The sequence below is a fragment of the Streptomyces sp. NPDC001157 genome (assembly GCF_053598255.1).
The window spans coordinates 13,478-29,965 of sequence record NZ_JBSFJW010000006.1; the positions used below are offsets into that span (position 1 = coordinate 13,478).

The 16,488-nt window shown below is 69.6% G+C and carries 13 protein-coding genes; 4 read left to right on the top strand and 9 right to left on the bottom strand.

Going from position 1 to position 16,488, the window contains the following annotated elements; translation table 11 throughout:
- Positions 1-8: 8 nt before the first annotated feature.
- The 7 genes from ACWDAG_RS12640 to ACWDAG_RS12670 form a co-directional block, all read right to left on the bottom strand.
- Positions 9-215, bottom strand: coding sequence for a hypothetical protein (locus tag ACWDAG_RS12640; RefSeq protein WP_344401374.1), 207 nt, complete (start codon positions 213-215; stop codon positions 9-11).
- 41 nt (positions 216-256) lie between these two features.
- Positions 257-853, bottom strand: a complete 597-nt coding sequence (locus ACWDAG_RS12645; protein ID WP_450695595.1) for a DUF5947 family protein — start codon at positions 851-853, stop codon at positions 257-259.
- On the bottom strand, positions 850-1,404 hold the full coding sequence (locus ACWDAG_RS12650; RefSeq protein WP_450695596.1) for a NifU family protein: 555 nt from the start codon (positions 1,402-1,404) through the stop codon (positions 850-852). Before ACWDAG_RS12650 ends, ACWDAG_RS12645 begins: the two co-directional genes overlap by 4 nt.
- Positions 1,397-3,190 (bottom strand): nickel-dependent hydrogenase large subunit, encoded by a 1,794-nt coding sequence (locus ACWDAG_RS12655; RefSeq protein ID WP_450695597.1) that lies wholly within the window; start codon positions 3,188-3,190, stop codon positions 1,397-1,399. Before ACWDAG_RS12655 ends, ACWDAG_RS12650 begins: the two co-directional genes overlap by 8 nt.
- 68 nt (positions 3,191-3,258) lie before the next feature.
- Positions 3,259-4,347 (bottom strand): NADH-quinone oxidoreductase subunit B family protein, encoded by a 1,089-nt coding sequence (locus tag ACWDAG_RS12660; RefSeq protein WP_450695598.1) that lies wholly within the window; start codon positions 4,345-4,347, stop codon positions 3,259-3,261.
- Between the two features lies 1 nt (position 4,348).
- A complete protein-coding gene (locus tag ACWDAG_RS12665; RefSeq protein ID WP_450695599.1) occupies positions 4,349-5,845 on the bottom strand; it encodes a hypothetical protein in 1,497 nt (498 codons plus the stop codon).
- A gap of 211 nt (positions 5,846-6,056) precedes the next feature.
- Positions 6,057-6,719 carry a TetR/AcrR family transcriptional regulator gene (locus ACWDAG_RS12670; RefSeq protein ID WP_450695968.1) on the bottom strand — a complete coding sequence of 221 codons (663 nt, stop codon included), beginning with the start codon at positions 6,717-6,719 and terminating at the stop codon, positions 6,057-6,059.
- Positions 6,720-6,933: 214 nt separating this feature from the next.
- Between ACWDAG_RS12670 and ACWDAG_RS12675 the strand changes: the two genes are divergently transcribed.
- Positions 6,934-8,193, top strand: a complete 1,260-nt coding sequence (locus ACWDAG_RS12675) for a YncE family protein (protein WP_450695600.1) — start codon at positions 6,934-6,936, stop codon at positions 8,191-8,193.
- Between the two features lie 334 nt (positions 8,194-8,527).
- Here ACWDAG_RS12675 and ACWDAG_RS12680 read toward each other — a convergent pair whose 3' ends face one another.
- Both ACWDAG_RS12680 and ACWDAG_RS12685 read right to left on the bottom strand, forming a co-directional pair.
- Positions 8,528-10,384, bottom strand: coding sequence for a cellulase family glycosylhydrolase (locus ACWDAG_RS12680; RefSeq protein WP_450695601.1), 1,857 nt, complete (start codon positions 10,382-10,384; stop codon positions 8,528-8,530).
- A gap of 93 nt (positions 10,385-10,477) precedes the next feature.
- A complete protein-coding gene (locus tag ACWDAG_RS12685; protein ID WP_450695602.1) occupies positions 10,478-12,499 on the bottom strand; it encodes a GTP-binding protein in 2,022 nt (673 codons plus the stop codon).
- 226 nt (positions 12,500-12,725) lie between these two features.
- On the opposite strand from ACWDAG_RS12685, the gene ACWDAG_RS12690 reads away from it, so the two are divergent.
- The 3 genes from ACWDAG_RS12690 to ACWDAG_RS12700 are packed head-to-tail and all read left to right on the top strand — an operon-like array spanning position 12,726 to position 16,443.
- On the top strand, positions 12,726-13,196 hold the full coding sequence (locus ACWDAG_RS12690) for a (2Fe-2S)-binding protein (RefSeq protein ID WP_450695603.1): 471 nt from the start codon (positions 12,726-12,728) through the stop codon (positions 13,194-13,196).
- Positions 13,193-15,592 (top strand): xanthine dehydrogenase family protein molybdopterin-binding subunit, encoded by a 2,400-nt coding sequence (locus tag ACWDAG_RS12695; protein WP_450695604.1) that lies wholly within the window; start codon positions 13,193-13,195, stop codon positions 15,590-15,592. Before ACWDAG_RS12690 ends, ACWDAG_RS12695 begins: the two co-directional genes overlap by 4 nt.
- Entirely contained in the window at positions 15,589-16,443 is an 855-nt protein-coding gene (locus ACWDAG_RS12700; protein ID WP_450695605.1) for an FAD binding domain-containing protein, read from the top strand. The genes ACWDAG_RS12695 and ACWDAG_RS12700 overlap by 4 nt, the downstream gene beginning before the upstream one ends.
- The last annotated feature ends 45 nt before the right edge of the window (positions 16,444-16,488 follow it).

Consider the following 16,488-nt stretch of genomic DNA (forward strand, 5'->3'; position numbering starts at 1 on the left):
GTCTTTCCTCATCCCGGCGGGATGTTCGGCATGACGTCGAGGAGGGCATCGTGCCGTTTCCAATGGATCCCGGTGGAGCGGCGCGCGTCGGCGGTGCCGTCCTCGTGGTGTCCGGTCTGGTGGCCGTAGGGCCCCGTGTTGCCCTGATGCATGCCGGGCACATGCCCGGTGGAGTCGGGCTTGGCCTGGGGTCGGCCGACTCTGATGTTGCCCATGGGGTGTTCTCCTTTCTCGCCTCCGCGCCGCGGAGTCGTGGTCATGGCCGCTCGGTGAGGTCGTCGAAGAACCGCTCGACGGCGGGCCAGATGCGGCCGCCGCCGGACAGGCCGCGCCATTCCCTGCGTACGACGGCGATCATCCGGTAGCAGTCGTCGACCGGCACGATCCAGTGGTGGTCGAGGCCGTGGACGGTGTTCACGAGCAGTGCCTCCACGTCGGGTTCCACGGACGCGAGCTGCGGACAGACCGTGGTCAGCCGCTGCCAGGCCGCGGCGTCGACCTCCCACCGCATGGCCCCGGCCGGGCTCGGGCCCTCGGCGGTGACCGTGCCGTCGGTCCGGGGCACGAAGAACACCAGGCCGACGGGCACGCCCAGAATCTCAGTGTCCACCCGGGGGAGCCGGATCCGCCTGCGGGGAACGAGCCGGTAGTGCCCGTCGCCCGCGCCGCCGTCGGCGAACAGCACCGAGCAGGGGCCGCAGGCGCAGCGCACCTCCTCGTCCGCGTTGTCGTACAGGTGGCGGTGCTCGTCGGGCACCGGGGCGGCGCACAGGTCGCACCGCTCCGTTTCCGCCTCCGCCCGGGGCTCGGCGGAGGAGCGGATGAGGCGGGCGAGCGCTCCCTCCGTGGTCACGGTGTGCCTCGGTGGGTGAGCGTGGCCAGCGGGACGAAGGCGGGGGCCGCGGTCTGCACCGGCTCCACCTCCGTCAGTTCCGGGGCTACGGCGAGCACCGCCTCCCGGACCGCGGCGGTGACGTCGGCCGTCCCGCCGCCGCAGCCGGAGCCGCAACCGCCGCCCGCCGTGAGCCGCACGCGGCCCGTCCCACCCTCCACACCGGCCCACTCCACGTCGCCGCCGCGTTCCTGTACGGCGGGCCGCAGCCGCTCGACCGCGCGGGCCGCACGGCGCTCGACGGGCTCCGGGTGGATGGCGTGCAGCACCAGCAGATGCCCCAACAGTTCGTCGTCGGCGAGGCGTTCGGCCAGTTGCGCGTCCGCGTGGTCCATGACCCGGGCGAGTGCCTCGCCGTAGACCTCGGTCAGCAGCCGTACCGTCTCGACCGCGGGGCGGGTCGCGGGTCCGGGCGTGGACTCCAGCGCTTCCAGCAGCTGGTCGAGCCGGGTCAGGCGGGCCTCGACGGCCGGGTCCGCGAGCCGCTCGGGCAGGGGCCCGGCCTCAGCCATGGTTCGCGCCGTACGTCGGCGAGTGCAGGGTGGTCAGGGTCTTGCCCTTGCCGACGTACATGTGCACTCCGCACGGCAGACAGGGGTCGAAGCTGCGGACGGTGCGCATGATGTCGACGCCCTTGAAGTCGTCCGGGCCGTTCTCCTCGAAGATCGGCTGCCCCTGGACCGCGTCCTCGTACGGGCCTGGCGTGCCGAACTTGTCGCGGGGACTGGCGTTCCACGGAGTGGGCGGATAGGGGTGGTAGTTGGCGATCTTCTTGTCCTTGATCACCAGGTGGTGGGAGAGGACACCGCGCACCGCCTCGTGGAAGCCGCAGCCGATGGCCTCGTCCGGCACCTCGAAGTTCTCGAAGACCTTGGTGTCGCCGTCCCGGACCAGGCCCATGGCCTCTTCCAGGAACTGCAGGGCCATGGCAGCGGCGTAGGCGACGAAGTACGGTCGGGCGCGGTCCCGTTCGATGGTGTTGCTCCACTTCGGGATGCGCCACTCCAGGGTCGTCTCGGGCAGCGACTCGCCCTTGGGCAGCGAGATACGCACGCTGTGTCCGGTGGACTTGATGTACGGGGTGTCGACCAGTCCGCTCAGCGCGGTCGACCACAGCCGGGCGAGCGGGCCGCCGCCGGTGTCCAGGGCGAGGTGGTCCCCGCTGCGCGCGTCGTACCAGCGCGGGCTCATCACCCAGCTGTACTTGTCGTCGAAGTCGCGCTTCTGCGGGACCGGCACGGTGGTCTGGTTCCACGGGTGGCGCATGTCGACCGGGTTGCCGAGGGGGTCGTGGGTGACGAAGGGCTGCTCGCCCACCCAGTCCTCGTAGTAGGAGCTGCCGAGCATGATCCGCAGGCCGAGGTTGATGTCGACGAGGTTGTTGGTGACCAGTTCGCCGTCGACGACGATGCCGGGGGTGACGTACATCGCCTTGCCCCAGGTGTTCATGTTCTCGTAGCGGTAGTCGACGACGTCGGGGTTCTGCCAGGCGCCCCAGCAGCCCAGCAGGATGCGGCGGTTGCCGACCTGCTCGTAGCCGGGCAGCGCCTCGTAGAAGAAGTCGAAGACGTCGTCGTTCATGGCGACGGCCTTCTTGACGAAGTCGATGACCCGCATGAGCCGGCTGAGGTAGTCGGTGAAGACGGTCGGCTGCGGCAGCGTGCCCACACCGCCGGGATACAGGGTGGACGGGTGGACGTGCCGCCCTTCCATGAGGCAGAACATCTCGCGGGTGACCCGGCTGACCTTCAGGGCCTCCTTGTAGACCTCGCCCTCGAAGGGGTTGAAGGCCTTCATGATCTCGCCGATCGTCCGGTAGCCGTGGATGTCACCGCGCGGGGCGTCGGTGCGTTCGGCGCGGGCCAGCACACCGGGGTTGGTGGCCTTGACCATGGCTTCGCAGAAGTCCACGAACACCAGGTTGTCCTGGAAGATCGTGTGGTCGAACATGTACTCGGCGGCTTCGCCGAGGTTGACGATGTGCTCGGCGAGCCGCGGCGGTTTGACCCCGTAGGCCATCTGCTGGGCGTAGTCGGAGCAGGTGGTGTGGTTGTCGCCGCAGATGCCGCAGATGCGGGAGGTGATGAAACCCGCGTCCCTGGGGTCCTTGCCCTTCATGAACACCGAGTAGCCGCGGAAGAGCGACGACGTGCTGTGGCACTCCACGACTTCCCGGTTGGCGAAGTCGATCTTCGTGTAGATGCCCAGGTTGCCGATGATGCGGGTGATCGGGTCCCAGGACATGTCCACGAGCTGCGGCGGCTTGCGTCCCGTGGGCCGGGCCTCGGTTGTGGTCATCGCTGTTACTGCCCCTCGCTGTCGCTGTTGCGTAGGTCGGTCCGTGGTGGGGTGTGTGGCAGGCGGTGTCAGGGACGCCAGTGCGGGTCGTAACCGCTGGTCAGCTTCTGCTTGTTGTGGCGCCACCTGGGTTCGTGGTTGACCAGCTCGTTCGTGAAGCCGCGCAGCCGGCGGATGACGGCCCCGTACGGCTTGACGATCATCGAGGAGAGCGTTCCGCCGGGCGGCTCGTCCATGAACGGCATGAACGCGTCGGGGAAGCCGGGCATCGTGCAGCCGATGCAGATGCCGCCGACGTTCGGGCAGCCGCCGATGCCCGCCATCCAGCCACGCTTGGGCACGTTGCAGTTGACGACCGGCCCCCAACAGCCCGTCTTCACCAGGCACTTGGGCGAGTTGTAGTCCTTGCCGAAGTTGCCCTGCTCGTAGTACGAGCCCCGGTCGCAGCCCTCGTGGACCGTCTTGCCGAACAGCCACTGCGGACGCAGCATGTGGTCCAGCGGGGGCGGCGGAGCGGATCCGGCGGCGTGGTAGAGGACCCAGATCAGGGTCTCCATGAAGTTCTCGGGCTGGATCGGACAGCCGGGGACGTTCACCACGGGCAGGCCGCCCTGGGACCTGAAGTCCCAGCCCAGGTAGTCCGCGAGGCCCATGCAGCCGGTCGGATTGCCGGCCATGGCGTGGATGCCGCCGAAGGTGGCGCAGGTGCCCGCGGCCACCACCGCCCAGGCCTTGGGGGCGAGTTGGTCGATCCACCAGTTGAGGGTCTGCGGTTGGCCGGTCTCCGGGTCGTTGCCGAAGGACGTCCAGTAGCCCTCGCCCTCGATGATGTTCTGGTTGGGGATCGAGCCCTCGATGACGAGGATGAACGGGGCCAGCTCGCCGCGTACCGCCGCCCGGTAGGGAGCGAGGAAGTCCTCGCCGCCCAGGCTCGGGGAGAGCACCTTGTTGACCAGGTTCACCTTCGGCAGGCCCGGGATCAGGCCGAGCACCAGGTCCTCGATGGAGGGCTGGTCGGCGGCCGTCAGGGAGACGGTGTCGCCGTCGCAGCTCATGCCCTCGGAGATCCAGAGGATGTGGATCTCGTCGAAGCCCTGCCGTTCCTCACCGCGGCCGGGTTCGGCGCTGACCTCGGTGGTGCTGCTGTGTGTCGTCATGTCAACGGCCTCCGGTGCGGGGGGTGTCGGAGTCGGTGGGCTGGATTGGTTCGAGTTCGTCGGGCCGGAAGTAGTGGAAACGGCCGTACCAGCTGTGCAGTTCGGCCGCGGGGTCGTCGTCGAGGGTGACGGCGAGGTGCACGCTGCCGTCCACGTCGTGGAGGACGGCGGCGACCTCGGCGGTCCGTCCGGCCAGGAACATGTCCTGGGCGTCGGCGCCCCGGCTCCGTGGCCGAAGCCTCACGCGGCTGCCGCCGCCCAGGGGCACTCCGTCGACGAGCACGGTGTCGGTGGACGGGGAGAGTCCGTCGTCGGCGCCCTCCTGCCACCAGGTGGGGCGTTCGGTGGGCGGGGGCGGCGGGCCGGCCGGGGCAAGGGAGCGGACGGCGCCGTGCAGTCGCGCGAAGACCTCGGGGGGCATGGTGTCGACCCGGTCGAGGATCGCGGCGGCCCGCGGGTCGGTGGCGCGCGCCTCGCGCTTCTCCTCGTCCGTCAGCAGCATGGTGCGCAGCGTGAGGATCTCGTCGATCTCCGCGGCGTCGTGCAGATCCCCGGGGCTCTCGGGAGCCACCTGCGGATGGTCGGGAAGGATGATCGGCGAGGAGAGCAGGACCTGGCCCGTGGTGCCCGCGCGGGAAGTGAGGGGCGGTTCCCCGCCGAGGACGGGGAAGGTGAATTCGTTCCGGCACGTACCTGCATGTGGACGGAGGTCCTCGGGCGGATCGATCAGTGAGACGAACTCGACGCCGTCACCGCCGACGAGGGTGTGGGCGGCGATGAGCGCGCCACGCAGCGCTTCCTCGCGCGTGGCCCGCGGATCCGGTTCAGGTCCCGTGTTGCTGGTGCGTACCCGCAGACGGCAGAGGTTCTGCCCCAACCGCTCGGCGCCGAGGGTGACTTCGGCCCGTACCTCCTCGCGACGACGCACCACCCTCCCGGCGCCCGAGGGCAGTGCCTCGATGGCCCTTCCGGCCGCCGCTCCCGCCGGAACAGTGCGTTCCTCCTGGAGGAGGTCGTCCAGCGGGACCATGATGTCCACCTCGCACGGCACGGCCTCGTCGAAGGTCAGATGCACCGTGCCGTCGTCGGTGCGCAGCGACTCGACCTCTCGGAGCCGGCCGGGGTAGCCGGTTTCCTCCACCTGTTTGCGCTGCAGCTGGAGGAACCGGAGCCGCACCCGCAGGGTCGCGCCGGGCTGTCGGACCACCAGCAGGCACTCGGTCTGCTGGTACCAGGAGTCGGCGGAGCCGGACACGCCCGGGACGACCGGACCGTCCTGCTCCACCCAGCCCCGCGGGAAGAGCACGCCGAACTGCCAGCGGACGCGGTTCTTGGCGGACGAGCGACGGTACGGATAGAGGAGGTAGCCCTCATACAGGACGGCGTCGGCCACGGCGCTCAACTGCTCGAAGCCGTCCCGGGGCCGGTCGGCCGGCAGATCCGGGGCATCCCTGGTGGCAGCGGACGCCATGCCGCCCTCGACCGAACCCTCCGACATCGTGCCTCCTCGTCACCGCGTGCACGCCCATGCCTTCCACCACGGTCACATCGCCCACGCACCCTCGCCTCCTCCGGCGCATCATCACTGAGCCGTTCGAGGGGTCACTCGGGGTGGTCAGGCGGTCGGCGGCGCGGGACATGGGAGGGTCGTCGGCCGATCGGCGCGAGAAGTCGTCACAGGTCCGGCCGGGCGAGGCGCGCCGCGCCGGTCAGTCGGCCGGCGTCGCCCACCCCGGCGGACGCAGGATCGCCAGCAGTTGCCGGACCAGTTCGTCCACCACTTCGTCGAGCGTCGCGTTCACCCAGCCGGCGCTCCAGTCGTGCAGCAGCCCGTTGACGCTGCCGATGAAGGCCGTCGCGGCGATGCGGTAGTCGCGGGGCGCGGCCTCTCCTTGGGCGGCGGCCGTGTCCGCCTCGGCGCAGATGAGGTCGACCCAGCGGGAGCGCCGGGCCAGGCGCTGTTCCTCCAGGCGGGCGCTGACGCCGATGATCTCGACGAAGGTGATCCTGATCCGGCGTGGATCGCCGGTGACGTTCCCGGCGTAGGCCCGGAAGATGGCGGTGACGCGCTCGGCGAGCGGCAGCCCCTGCGCCTCGGCGAACGCGGTCAGGACAGCCTCCTCGGCCCATTCGTTGACCTGGAGGTGCAGCGCGGCCAGAACGTCCTCCAGGGTGCGGAACTCCTCGTAGAACTGGCGGGTGGACAGGCCCGCGGCCTCGCTCAGTGCCGCGACGGTGGTCGCGCGGTAGCCGGGGTCGCCGCCGAAGAGTTCGAGCGCCGCGTCCAGGAATCTGCTGCGCCGCTCGGCCTGCCGTTCCGCGGCGGTCTTGCCGCCGTACCGTCCGGTCGGCGCCTTGAGCCTTCCCGCCACTGAACCTCCCATGTCGCCCGCCTCGCCAATTTTGTCGTGTACGCAGTCTTGTGGAGAAGGGCACCTCTTCCTTACTTTCCAGTAAGTAGGAATCTGAACGAGCTTGTTTTCAGAATCGACCGAGCCGCTTCTACTTGGCATGCCCTCGTCACGCATTGCCCTTCAACCCCTGCTTCCGGCACCGGATGCCCCGCACCCAGAGGAGAGAGCGCTCATGCCTGCCTTCAGAACCAGGCACCTTTGCTCCGTAGCCGCCGCCCTCGTCCTGACCGTCAGCGCTCCCGCGACCGCCGTCTCGGCCGCCACGGACTCCTCCACCGCAGCCGCCCTGCGCGAGGTGATGTTCGTCGGCAACAACTGGGACGGCACCGCCGACGTCATCAAGTCCACCGGCGACTTCGCGAAGGTCGGCCGTATCAATGTCATCCCGGACAAGGCTCAGCGGATGGCGGAGATCAACGCCAACCCGATCAAGTGGGCCTACTTCATGGCGATCCGCAACAGCGTCGGCGAGGGCCACGACCAGTTCGTCGACGACATGTACTCCACACCGGACGGCAGGTCCGTCGTCGTCTCCCGCCCGAGCTTCGCCGACGTCGTCTCCATCGACCTCGCCACCGGAGCCGTCAACTGGCGCTTCCCCGTGGCGGGTTACCGTGCCGACCACATGGCGGTCTCCCCCGACGGCACCCGGGTGGCCGTGTCCGCCTCCACCGCGAACACGGTGCATGTGCTGGACATCAACACGGGCAAGCAGCTCGGGTCGTTCGCCACGGGTGACAAGCCGCACGAGAACATCTTCACCAAGGACGGCAAGTACATCTGGAACATGGCCATCGGGGACGTCAACACCTCCCTCGACGACCCTGCCTGGGACTGGACGAAGGGCGACCGGCACATCACCGTCGTGGACGCCACGACATACAAGCAGGTCAAGATCATCGACATGCGGAACCGGCTGGACGCCATCGGGCTGAAGGACTTCTCGGACGCCGTCCGCCCTGCCGTCTTCTCGCCCGACGAGTCCAAGCTCTACTTCCAGGTGTCCTTCTTCAACGGCTTCCTGGAGTACGACGTCGCCGCCGACAGGATCACCCGGGTGAAGACGCTGCCGAAGAACCCGGCGACCAGCGAGGACCGCACCACCTGGGTCAACGACTCGCGCCACCACGGCATTTCGATGAACCCGGACGGCACCAAGCTGTGCGTCGCGGGCACGATGGACGACTACGCGACGGTCGTCGACCGCGCCACCCTCCAGGAAGGTCCGCTGGTCACCGCCTCCAAGCCCTACTGGGCGACGGTCAGCGGCGACGGCAAGGACTGCATCATCTCCGAGAGCGGCGCCGACCAGGTCACGGCGATCGACTTCGCGACCGGGCAGAAGGTCACGTCCGTGCCGGTCGGGGACCATCCACAGCGGGTGCGGCTCGCTCATGTGCAGGCCGACTGGACGGGTCCGTCCACCGGCTGAGCCCTCCGTCGACGGCGCCGGACCACATGGTCCGGCGCCGTTGCCGTGCGGTCCTGACCTCCTCGGCCCAGCCCCCTGCTGGTCGCGGTGCGGTACTGATCGGCTCGCCTGGGCGGGTTCCTCGTACGGCCGTGGGCGCGACGCGGGGCGCGCGGCCGTCCCGGGCCTCGGGCGGGCGCGACGGAGAAGATCCCCGGCTGGAGTCTGACCTGCAGATCAGGCGGGCTGCAAGGAACTGCGGCTTGTGGCCGCCCCGAGTTCTGGGCGCGCGTGCCAGGGCCCGCGACGCGGAAACGATCCGCCGGACAGGCCCTGAACCCGCGCGAACCCCGGGTCAGAAGTGCGCCGCCGCCCAGGTCGTCAGCTCGGTCTTCGCCGCGCTGAGCAGGCTCGCCGACGGTGACGTCGTCCCGTTGGTCACCAGCGCGTAGTGCAGGACGCCGGAGTCCGAGTCGGTGAGCAGGAGACGGCGGCTGCCCGTGCCGCCCGGTTCGGGAGCCGTCGCGACCGGTGTCGAGGTCGTGTACGCCGGCGGGCCGTACACCGTGCCGACGTCGGAGACGACCGTGGTCGTCGCGGTCGGGAACGAGGCGGGCAGGTGCAGTTCGGTGGGCGCCGTGCCGCTGCCCGACTTCCACACGAGCAGCCCGTACTGGCCGGAGCCGACCAGCTGGGACACGTTCGGCAGTGAACTCGGCACCGGGTTCCAGGTCAGGGTCGTGGAACCGTCGCGTGAGCGGTCCTCGTAGGTGAAGGCGAGCGTCGTACCGGCCGTCGCACTGGGGTAGACGCGGTCGAGGAGCCGGGTGTCCTGACGGAGTGTCACCGCGCCCGAGTCGTCGAGCTTTGCGGCGGACAGGTCCTCGTCGTTCCAGGCGTCACCCGACGTCTTGACCTTGTCGGGGTTGTCGTTCATCAGCTCGTGGTGGCGGCCGTTGTAGATGTCCCATTGCCACTGGTTGCCGGAGAGGACCGGGCCGGAAGAGGCCGGGTCGGACCACCAACTCGAGCCCGGCAGACGGGAGTCGAGGGCCTGGTACATCGCCTTGTCGACCGTGGGCGCCTTGCCCGCGACCGATCCGGACAGCGGATGGCCGAACTCGCTGACCACGGCGGCGGTCCCGGCCGCGGACGCCCGGTCGCGGATGGTGCCGAAGTCCTTCGCGTACTGCCCGTCGGACGCGTTGCCCCACATGAAGATGCCGGAGATGGCCTTCTGGTCGTAGAAGTGGGTGTTGAAGACGTAGCGCGGGCCGAGCGTGCCGGCGTCCAGCAGCCCGCCCTCCTGCTTCTGGGAGTCGATGTTGGCGTTCCAGAAGAGGTTCGGTTCGACGAAGGCGGGCTTGGCCTGCCAGCCTGCCGCGTCCATCCGGGCCCGGAACTTCTGGTAGAAGGGCCACAGCAGGTTCTGCTCCCAACTGCGGCTGGTCTGGCCCGAGTCGTAGCTGCCGGCGTGAGGCTCGTTGTAGGGGTCGAAGCCGACGATGCCTGCGAACTCGGCGTCGCTCAGGTGCTGTTCGACGTACGCCATGGTCTTCTGGGCGGTGTCGAGGAAGGCGTCCTGCAGGCCGTGGTTGTTGTGCCAGAAGTCGTACTGCGCCTTCGTCACGGCCTGGTTCTGGGTGATGTTCTGGCCCCAGAAGAGGCAGATCCCGCACGACTCCTGCGGGTAACCGCCCAGTACCACGGCCCACTTGGGGGCACCGTCGCCGGTGTACCAGCTGCCGGAGTTGAAGAGGTAGCGGGAGTAGAGGTCCTGGTGGAAGTCGGGGTACACGCGGATGCCGGCGTCGAGGAAGGCCTGCATCTGCGCGGTGACGGCGGCCAGGTAAGCCGTGTCGACCGTGCCTCGGGTGGGTTCGGCGTGCGCCCAGGACAGCAGGAAGCGGACCGAGTTGCCGCCACCGAGGGCGCGCAGCGCGGTCGCAGACTTCTTCGCGTCGGCGACCGAGGCGAAGGGCAGGCCGCTGTTCTCCTCCAGCTTGGTCTCGCCGGAGACGTTGTAGCCGCGCAGCACGACCTCGCGGCCGTTGCCGTCGACGAATCTGCCGTTCTGCACGGTCAGGGGCGATGCGTCGAACCAGAGGGAGTCGGGAAGGGTCGCGGCGGTGGCGGACGGCACGCCCGCCACCGTCAGTGATCCGAAGAGGACAACCAGCACAAGGAGCAGACGTGTCCGGATATTCGGCATGTCCACTACAGTCCGGTGATTTCCGTACACCGTCAATACTTCTGACTCTTGAGTAAGTTTCAGGATTTTCGGGCGTGTACTTTCTCAGCCACCTCAACTCCCCACGCGACGCGTCACGTTCAACAGGTACTCCTTGCGGTTGAGGGGGTTGTGGTCGGTGCGCGGACGTTCCGGAACCGTTCCGTAAGTGATCGGTGCGTAGTGGTCGAAGGCGCTCTCCAACTCCCCCTCGCCCCGCGTGAGTCCGGGCAGCCGCTGCTCCAGTTCGTGGACCCGGCCGGCCGGAACCGCCCCCTCCAGGACGCAGGCGGCGCCCTGCGTCTCGGTCGTCTGCGGCACGGCACGCAGGGCGGCCAGCACCGGCAGCAGGGCGCCGAGGGTGTCGGCCGGGGCTTCGAGACGGAAGCGGTGCATCGGCTCGTACACGCGGGTGCCCGCCCGGCGCAGCGCCTCGACGAGGACCAGCGGGGTCAGGCCGCGGAAGTCGTAGCCGGTGCTGGACATGCTCTTGTCGAAGCCCTGGTGGGCGTGGCTCTGCCGGGGCGAGTAGCCGGAGTGGGTCATGGTGACCGTGCAGTCGGTGACCTGCCAGCCGTGCAGGCCCTGGCCGAGGGTTTCGCGGACGGTGTCCTCGACGGCCTTGAAGAAGGCATACGGCATGGCGCCGAGCTCCACCTCCAGCCGGAACCGCACGCCCGACCCGACCGGTGCCGGGTCGACGCGCAGGCCGACGGTGGCCAGGAAGGGGTTCGGGTCCTTCTTGTTGAACTCGACTGCCGCTCCCGGCCCGGACGGCCGCTCGATGCAGATGACCGTGGTCTCCCGGAAGGTGACGTCGAGCCCGAACTCCTCGGCGAGGGTGGCCTGGACGACCTCCTTCTGGACCTCGCCGTAGAGGGACACGGAGGTCTCCTGGCGCACCTCGTCGTGGCGCAGGTCGATCAGCGGGTCCTGTTCGGCGAGCTGCGTGAGCGCGAGATGGAGCTTCCGGGTGTCCACGCCCGGCCCCGGCACGACCACCGTCTCCAGCGTGGGCGGGGCGAAGAAGTGCCCGTACGCCTTGCGCGGCTCGCCGAGCGCGTCGCCGATCCTGATGTCGGTCAAGCCCCACAGCCTGGCGATCCGTCCGGCGGGAACGGCGTCCGCCCGGATGTCCGTGCCCTGGTCGAAGACGCTGATCGCGGTGACTCTTCCCTCCGTGCGGGTCTCACCGAAGGGGATCCGGTCGCGGGTGCGCAGGGTGCCGGAGAACATGCGCGCGTACGCCACCTTCTCCCCGGCCGGGCCTCGCTCGACCTTGAAGACGGTGCCCGAGACCGGTCCCTCGGGGTCGCCGCCGGCCGGAGGCAGGAGCTCCTTGACGCCGGTGACCAGGGCGGTCACGCCTGCGCCGGTGATGGCCGAGCCGAAGTGGACGGGGTGCACGAGGGCCTGGCGGGTCTGGGCGGTGAGGGCGGCGCGGAGGGTGTCGGGTGACATACCACCGTGAGTGGCATGTGACATGGCACCTGAGGGCGTATGTGACATGTCACCGCCTTCCACATAGGCGGCGAGCAGCTCGTCGTCATGGTCCGTCAGGACATCGAGCGCCGTCGCAGCAAGCCCCGGTACGAAACGGGCATCGGGCGTGCCGAGTCCGCCGACCGTCCCCATGGGCACGATCGCCGGCGTGAGGCGCTCGGAGATCTCCCGCAGTACGCCGTCGTACCGCGCCCCACGGCGGTCGATCTTGTTGACGAAGAGGAGGGTCGGGATGCGCAGCCGCTGCAGCGTCCGCATCAGGACGCGGGTCTGCGCCTGGACGCCCTCGACGGCCGAGACGACGAGCACGGCGCCGTCGAGCACCCCGAGCACCCGCTCCACCTCGGCGATGAAGTCCGGGTGGCCGGGGGTGTCGATGAGGTTGACCGTCACGTCGTCGATCGCGAACGAGACGACGGCGGACTTGATGGTGATGCCGCGCTGCCGCTCCAGCGCGAGGGTGTCGGTACGGGTGTTCCCGTCGTCGACACGGCCGGGCTCGTCGATCACGCCGACCGAGTGCAGCAGCCGCTCGGTCAGGCTGGTCTTACCTGCGTCGATGTGCGCGAGGATGCCAAGGTTGAGCAAGTGCACGAAGCGTCATGTCCTTCGAAGAGTGGGTCATTCCTTCCTGGGCGGACATGAACGGTGCGCGCATTGCTTCTCCTGGACGGTGCGGTGACACGACACACGAAGTGCAGCAGTGCCGGCGCCACGACGGCAACGGATTAACGCTCAACCAATGGCTCCGCTGCCCTCGCCGCCTCCGAGAACCGGTCATAGAGTGACGTACATCACGCCCGTGATCCTGGGAGGGCTCATGACCCACATCTCGGTGAAGGTGGACGGCACGGCGTACGAGGACGACGTGGAACCCCGTCTCCTCCTGGTCCACTACCTGCGCGACCGCCTCGGTCTGACCGGCACCCCCATCGGCTGCGACACCTCGAACTGCGGAGCCTGCACGGTCGAGCTGGACGGCGTCAGCGTCAAGAGCTGCTCCGTGCTCGCCGTCCAGGCGGACGGAGGTGAGGTGACGACGGTCGAGGGGCTGGCCCAGGACGGGGAGCTGTCCGCCCTTCAGCGCGCCTTCCACGAGAAGCACGCCCTGCAGTGCGGGTACTGCACCCCCGGCATGCTGATGGCCGCACGCGATCTGCTGCGCGAACACCCGCACCCCACCTCGGACGAGATCCGGCACGCCCTCGAGGGCAACCTGTGCCGCTGCACCGGCTACCAGAACATCGTGCGGGCCGTACAGGCCGCCTCCGAAGAGGAGGTCCCGGCATGACCGACCAGGCCGTGGAAGGCGAGGTCGGGCGCGCCCGGCCCCGCAAGGAGGACGCCCGCCTGATCACCGGGCAGACCAACTGGACCGACAACATCAGCGTGAACGGCCAGCTGCACATGGCGATCCTGCGCAGCCCCATGGCCCACGCCCGCATCACCCGCGTCGACGTCTCCCCGGCTCGCCAACGCCCCGGCGTCATCGCCGCGTTCAGGGGCTCCGACCTCGCCGAGGGCCTGGGCTCGCTGCCCTGCGCCTGGCCGGTCACCGAGGACATCGTGCTGCCCGACCATCCGCCGATCGCCGTCGACGAGGTGCGCTACGTCGGCGACCCGGTGGCCATCGTGGTGGCCCGTGACCGGTACGCGGCCGCCGACGCGCTGGAGGCGATCGAGGTCGACTACGAGCCGCTGCCCCCGGTCCTGGACCTGGAGGCCGCGCTCACCGACGACTCCCCGCTGGTCCACTCCGACAAGGGCACCAACCGCAGCTACGTCTGGCCGCTGAAGACCGGCGAGGACTTCGACTCCGTACGCCGACGCGCCGAGGTGACCGTGAAGCGCCGCTACGTCCACCAGCGGCTGATCCCCAACGCGATGGAGCCGCGCGCGGTCGTCGTCACCCCGCTCGCCGCCTCCGGCGAGTACACCCTGTACTCGGCCACGCAGATCCCGCACATCCTGCGGGTCATGATGGCCGTGGTCACCGGCATCCCCGAGCACAAGATCCGCGTGGTCGCCCCCGACGTCGGCGGCGGCTTCGGCTCCAAGCTGCAGGTGTACGGCGAGGAGGCCCTGGCTCTCGCGGTCGCCCGCCGTCTCGGCCGACCGGTGAAGTGGACCGAGTCACGCTCCGAGGGCTACCTGGCCACCCACCACGGCCGCGGCATGATCCAGGACATCGAGATCGCCGCGAACCGGGACGGCAAGGTCCTCGGCCTCAAGGTCGACCTGCTGACCGACATGGGCGCCTACCTGATGCTGGTCACCCCAGGCATCCCGATCCTGGGCGCGTTCATGTACCCGGCGATCTACAAGATGGACTCCTACGACTTCACCTGCACCGGCGTCTTCACGACCAGGACACCCACGGACGCCTACCGCGGCGCCGGTCGCCCGGAGGCCACGTTCGCCATCGAACGGATCATGGACGAGCTGGCCGCCGAACTCGGCCTGGATCCGGTGGAGTTGCGGCGCCGCAACTGGATCAAGCACGAGGAGTTCCCGTACACCTCGATCGCGGGCCTGACCTACGACAGCGGAAACTACGAGGCGGCGACGGCGAAGGCGCTCGAGCTGTTCGACTACGACAAGCTCCGCGCGGAGCAGGCGGACCGCATCGACCACGGGGACACCGTACGGCTCGGCATCGGCGTGTCGACGTACACGGAGATGTGCGGGCTCGCACCCAGCCGGGTGCTGCGTGACCTCAGGTATGCGGCCGGCGGCTGGGAGGCGGCCACCATCCGGATGCTGCCGACCGGCAAGGTCGAGGTGGTCACCGGCACCAGTCCGCACGGACAAGGCCATGTGACCAGCTGGAGCCAGATCGCCGCCGATGTGCTGGGCGTGCCGTTCGAGGACGTCGAAGTCGTGCACGGCGACACCAAGGCAGCACCGCAGGGCATGGACACCTACGGCTCGCGCTCGCTCGTCGTGGGCGGGACGGCCGTGCACCACGCGGCGGTGAAGGTGGTCGAGAAGGCCCGGAAGATCGCGGCGCACCTGCTGGAGGCCAGCGAGCAGGACCTGGACTTCACGGGCGGGGTGTTCTCCGTGAAGGGCTCCCCGGAGGCCCGCAAGACCATCCAGGAGGTCGCCTTCGAGACGTTCACCTCGCACGACCTGCCGGACGGCCTGGAGCCCAGCATCAACGCCGAGCATCTGGTCGACCCGGACAACTTCTCCTACCCGCACGGCACCCACCTGTGCGCGGTGGAGGTCGACACCGAGACCGGCCAGGCGCGGATCCGCTCCTACGTCTGCGTCGACGACGTCGGCAAGGTCGTCAACCCGACGATCGTCGAGGGTCAGGTGCACGGTGGACTCGCGCAGGGCATCGCGCAGGCGATGTTCGAGGAGGCCGTGTACGACGACGAGGGCAACCTGGTCTCCGGCACGATGGCCGACTACCTCGTGCCCGCCGCACCCGACCTGCCCGACTTCACGACCGAGCGGACCGAGACGCCGGCCACCTCCAACCCCTTGGGGGTCAAGGGAGTCGGTGAGGCGGGCACGATCGCGTCCACGCCCGCCGTGGTCAACGCGATCGTGGACGCGCTGCGGCCGCTGGGGGTGCGAGACGTGCGGATGCCCTGTTCGCCCGAGCGGATCTGGCAGGCGATCCAGGCCGGTCGGTCGACTCAGTCCGGTCAGTCCGGGAAGGAGGCCTCGGCATGATTCCTCCGGCATTCGACTACGCCCGGCCGGCCGACGTCGACGAGGCGGTACGCACCCTCGCCGACGCCGGCGAGGACGCGAAGGTGCTGGCCGGCGGGCAGAGCCTGCTGCCGCTGCTGAGGCTGCGGCTGGCCTTCCCCGAGCTGGTCGTGGACGTCGGTCGCATCCCCGAACTGCGCGGGGTGCGCGAGGACGGCGACACACTGGTCATCGGCGCGATGACCACGCACCACGACGTCATCCACGATCCGCTGGTGCGCTGGCACGCGGGCCTTCTGGCGTCCGCCACGGCGACGGTCGCCGATCCGGCCGTACGCCATCGGGGCACCCTGGGCGGTTCGCTCGCGCACGGCGATCCGGCCGCTGACCTGCCCGCCGTGGTGCTGGCGATGAACGGCGAGCTGGTGGCGCAGGGACCGGGCGGACGGCGCACGATCGCGGCCCGTGACTTCTTCGTCGACTACCTGCAGTCCGCGCTCGCGCCCGACGAGCTCCTGGTGGAGGTCCGCGTACCCAAGACGGACGGCTGGGGCTTCCACTACGAGAAGTTCCACCGTTCCGCGCAGTCGTACGCGATCGTCGGCGTGGCGGCGCTGGTGCGGCGCGACGACGGGCACATCGCCGAGGCGCGGGTCGGCCTGACCAACATGGGCTCCACCCCGCTGCGGGCTTCGGCGGCCGAGGACGCCCTGACCGGCGCCGGGGACGCGGAGGCCGTCGCGCGGGCCGTGGAGTCGGCGGCCGAGGGCACCCGGCCGTCGCAGGACATGTCGGCCTCGCCGGAGTACCGCGCGCATCTGGCACGGGTGCTGACCCGGCGGGCGGTCCTGGCGGCGGCCGGAATGGGGTGAGAGACGATCACGCACGAGCACGCCCCGAGCGCGGACCTCAACGGC

Excerpts from the sequence above, each read along its gene's own strand:
- ACWDAG_RS12700 (WP_450695605.1), top strand. The coding sequence starts at position 15,589 with ATGATTCCTCCGGCATTCGACTACGCCCGGCCGGCCGACGTCGACGAG.
- ACWDAG_RS12690 (WP_450695603.1), top strand. The coding sequence starts at position 12,726 with ATGACCCACATCTCGGTGAAGGTGGACGGCACGGCGTACGAGGACGAC.
- ACWDAG_RS12665 (WP_450695599.1), bottom strand. The coding sequence starts at position 5,845 with ATGTCGGAGGGTTCGGTCGAGGGCGGCATGGCGTCCGCTGCCACCAGG.
- ACWDAG_RS12650 (WP_450695596.1), bottom strand. The coding sequence starts at position 1,404 with ATGGCTGAGGCCGGGCCCCTGCCCGAGCGGCTCGCGGACCCGGCCGTC.
- ACWDAG_RS12660 (WP_450695598.1), bottom strand. The coding sequence starts at position 4,347 with ATGACGACACACAGCAGCACCACCGAGGTCAGCGCCGAACCCGGCCGC.
- ACWDAG_RS12675 (WP_450695600.1), top strand. The coding sequence starts at position 6,934 with ATGCCTGCCTTCAGAACCAGGCACCTTTGCTCCGTAGCCGCCGCCCTC.
- ACWDAG_RS12695 (WP_450695604.1), top strand. The coding sequence starts at position 13,193 with ATGACCGACCAGGCCGTGGAAGGCGAGGTCGGGCGCGCCCGGCCCCGC.
- ACWDAG_RS12655 (WP_450695597.1), bottom strand. The coding sequence starts at position 3,190 with ATGACCACAACCGAGGCCCGGCCCACGGGACGCAAGCCGCCGCAGCTC.
- ACWDAG_RS12640 (WP_344401374.1), bottom strand. The coding sequence starts at position 215 with ATGGGCAACATCAGAGTCGGCCGACCCCAGGCCAAGCCCGACTCCACC.
- ACWDAG_RS12680 (WP_450695601.1), bottom strand. The coding sequence starts at position 10,384 with ATGCCGAATATCCGGACACGTCTGCTCCTTGTGCTGGTTGTCCTCTTC.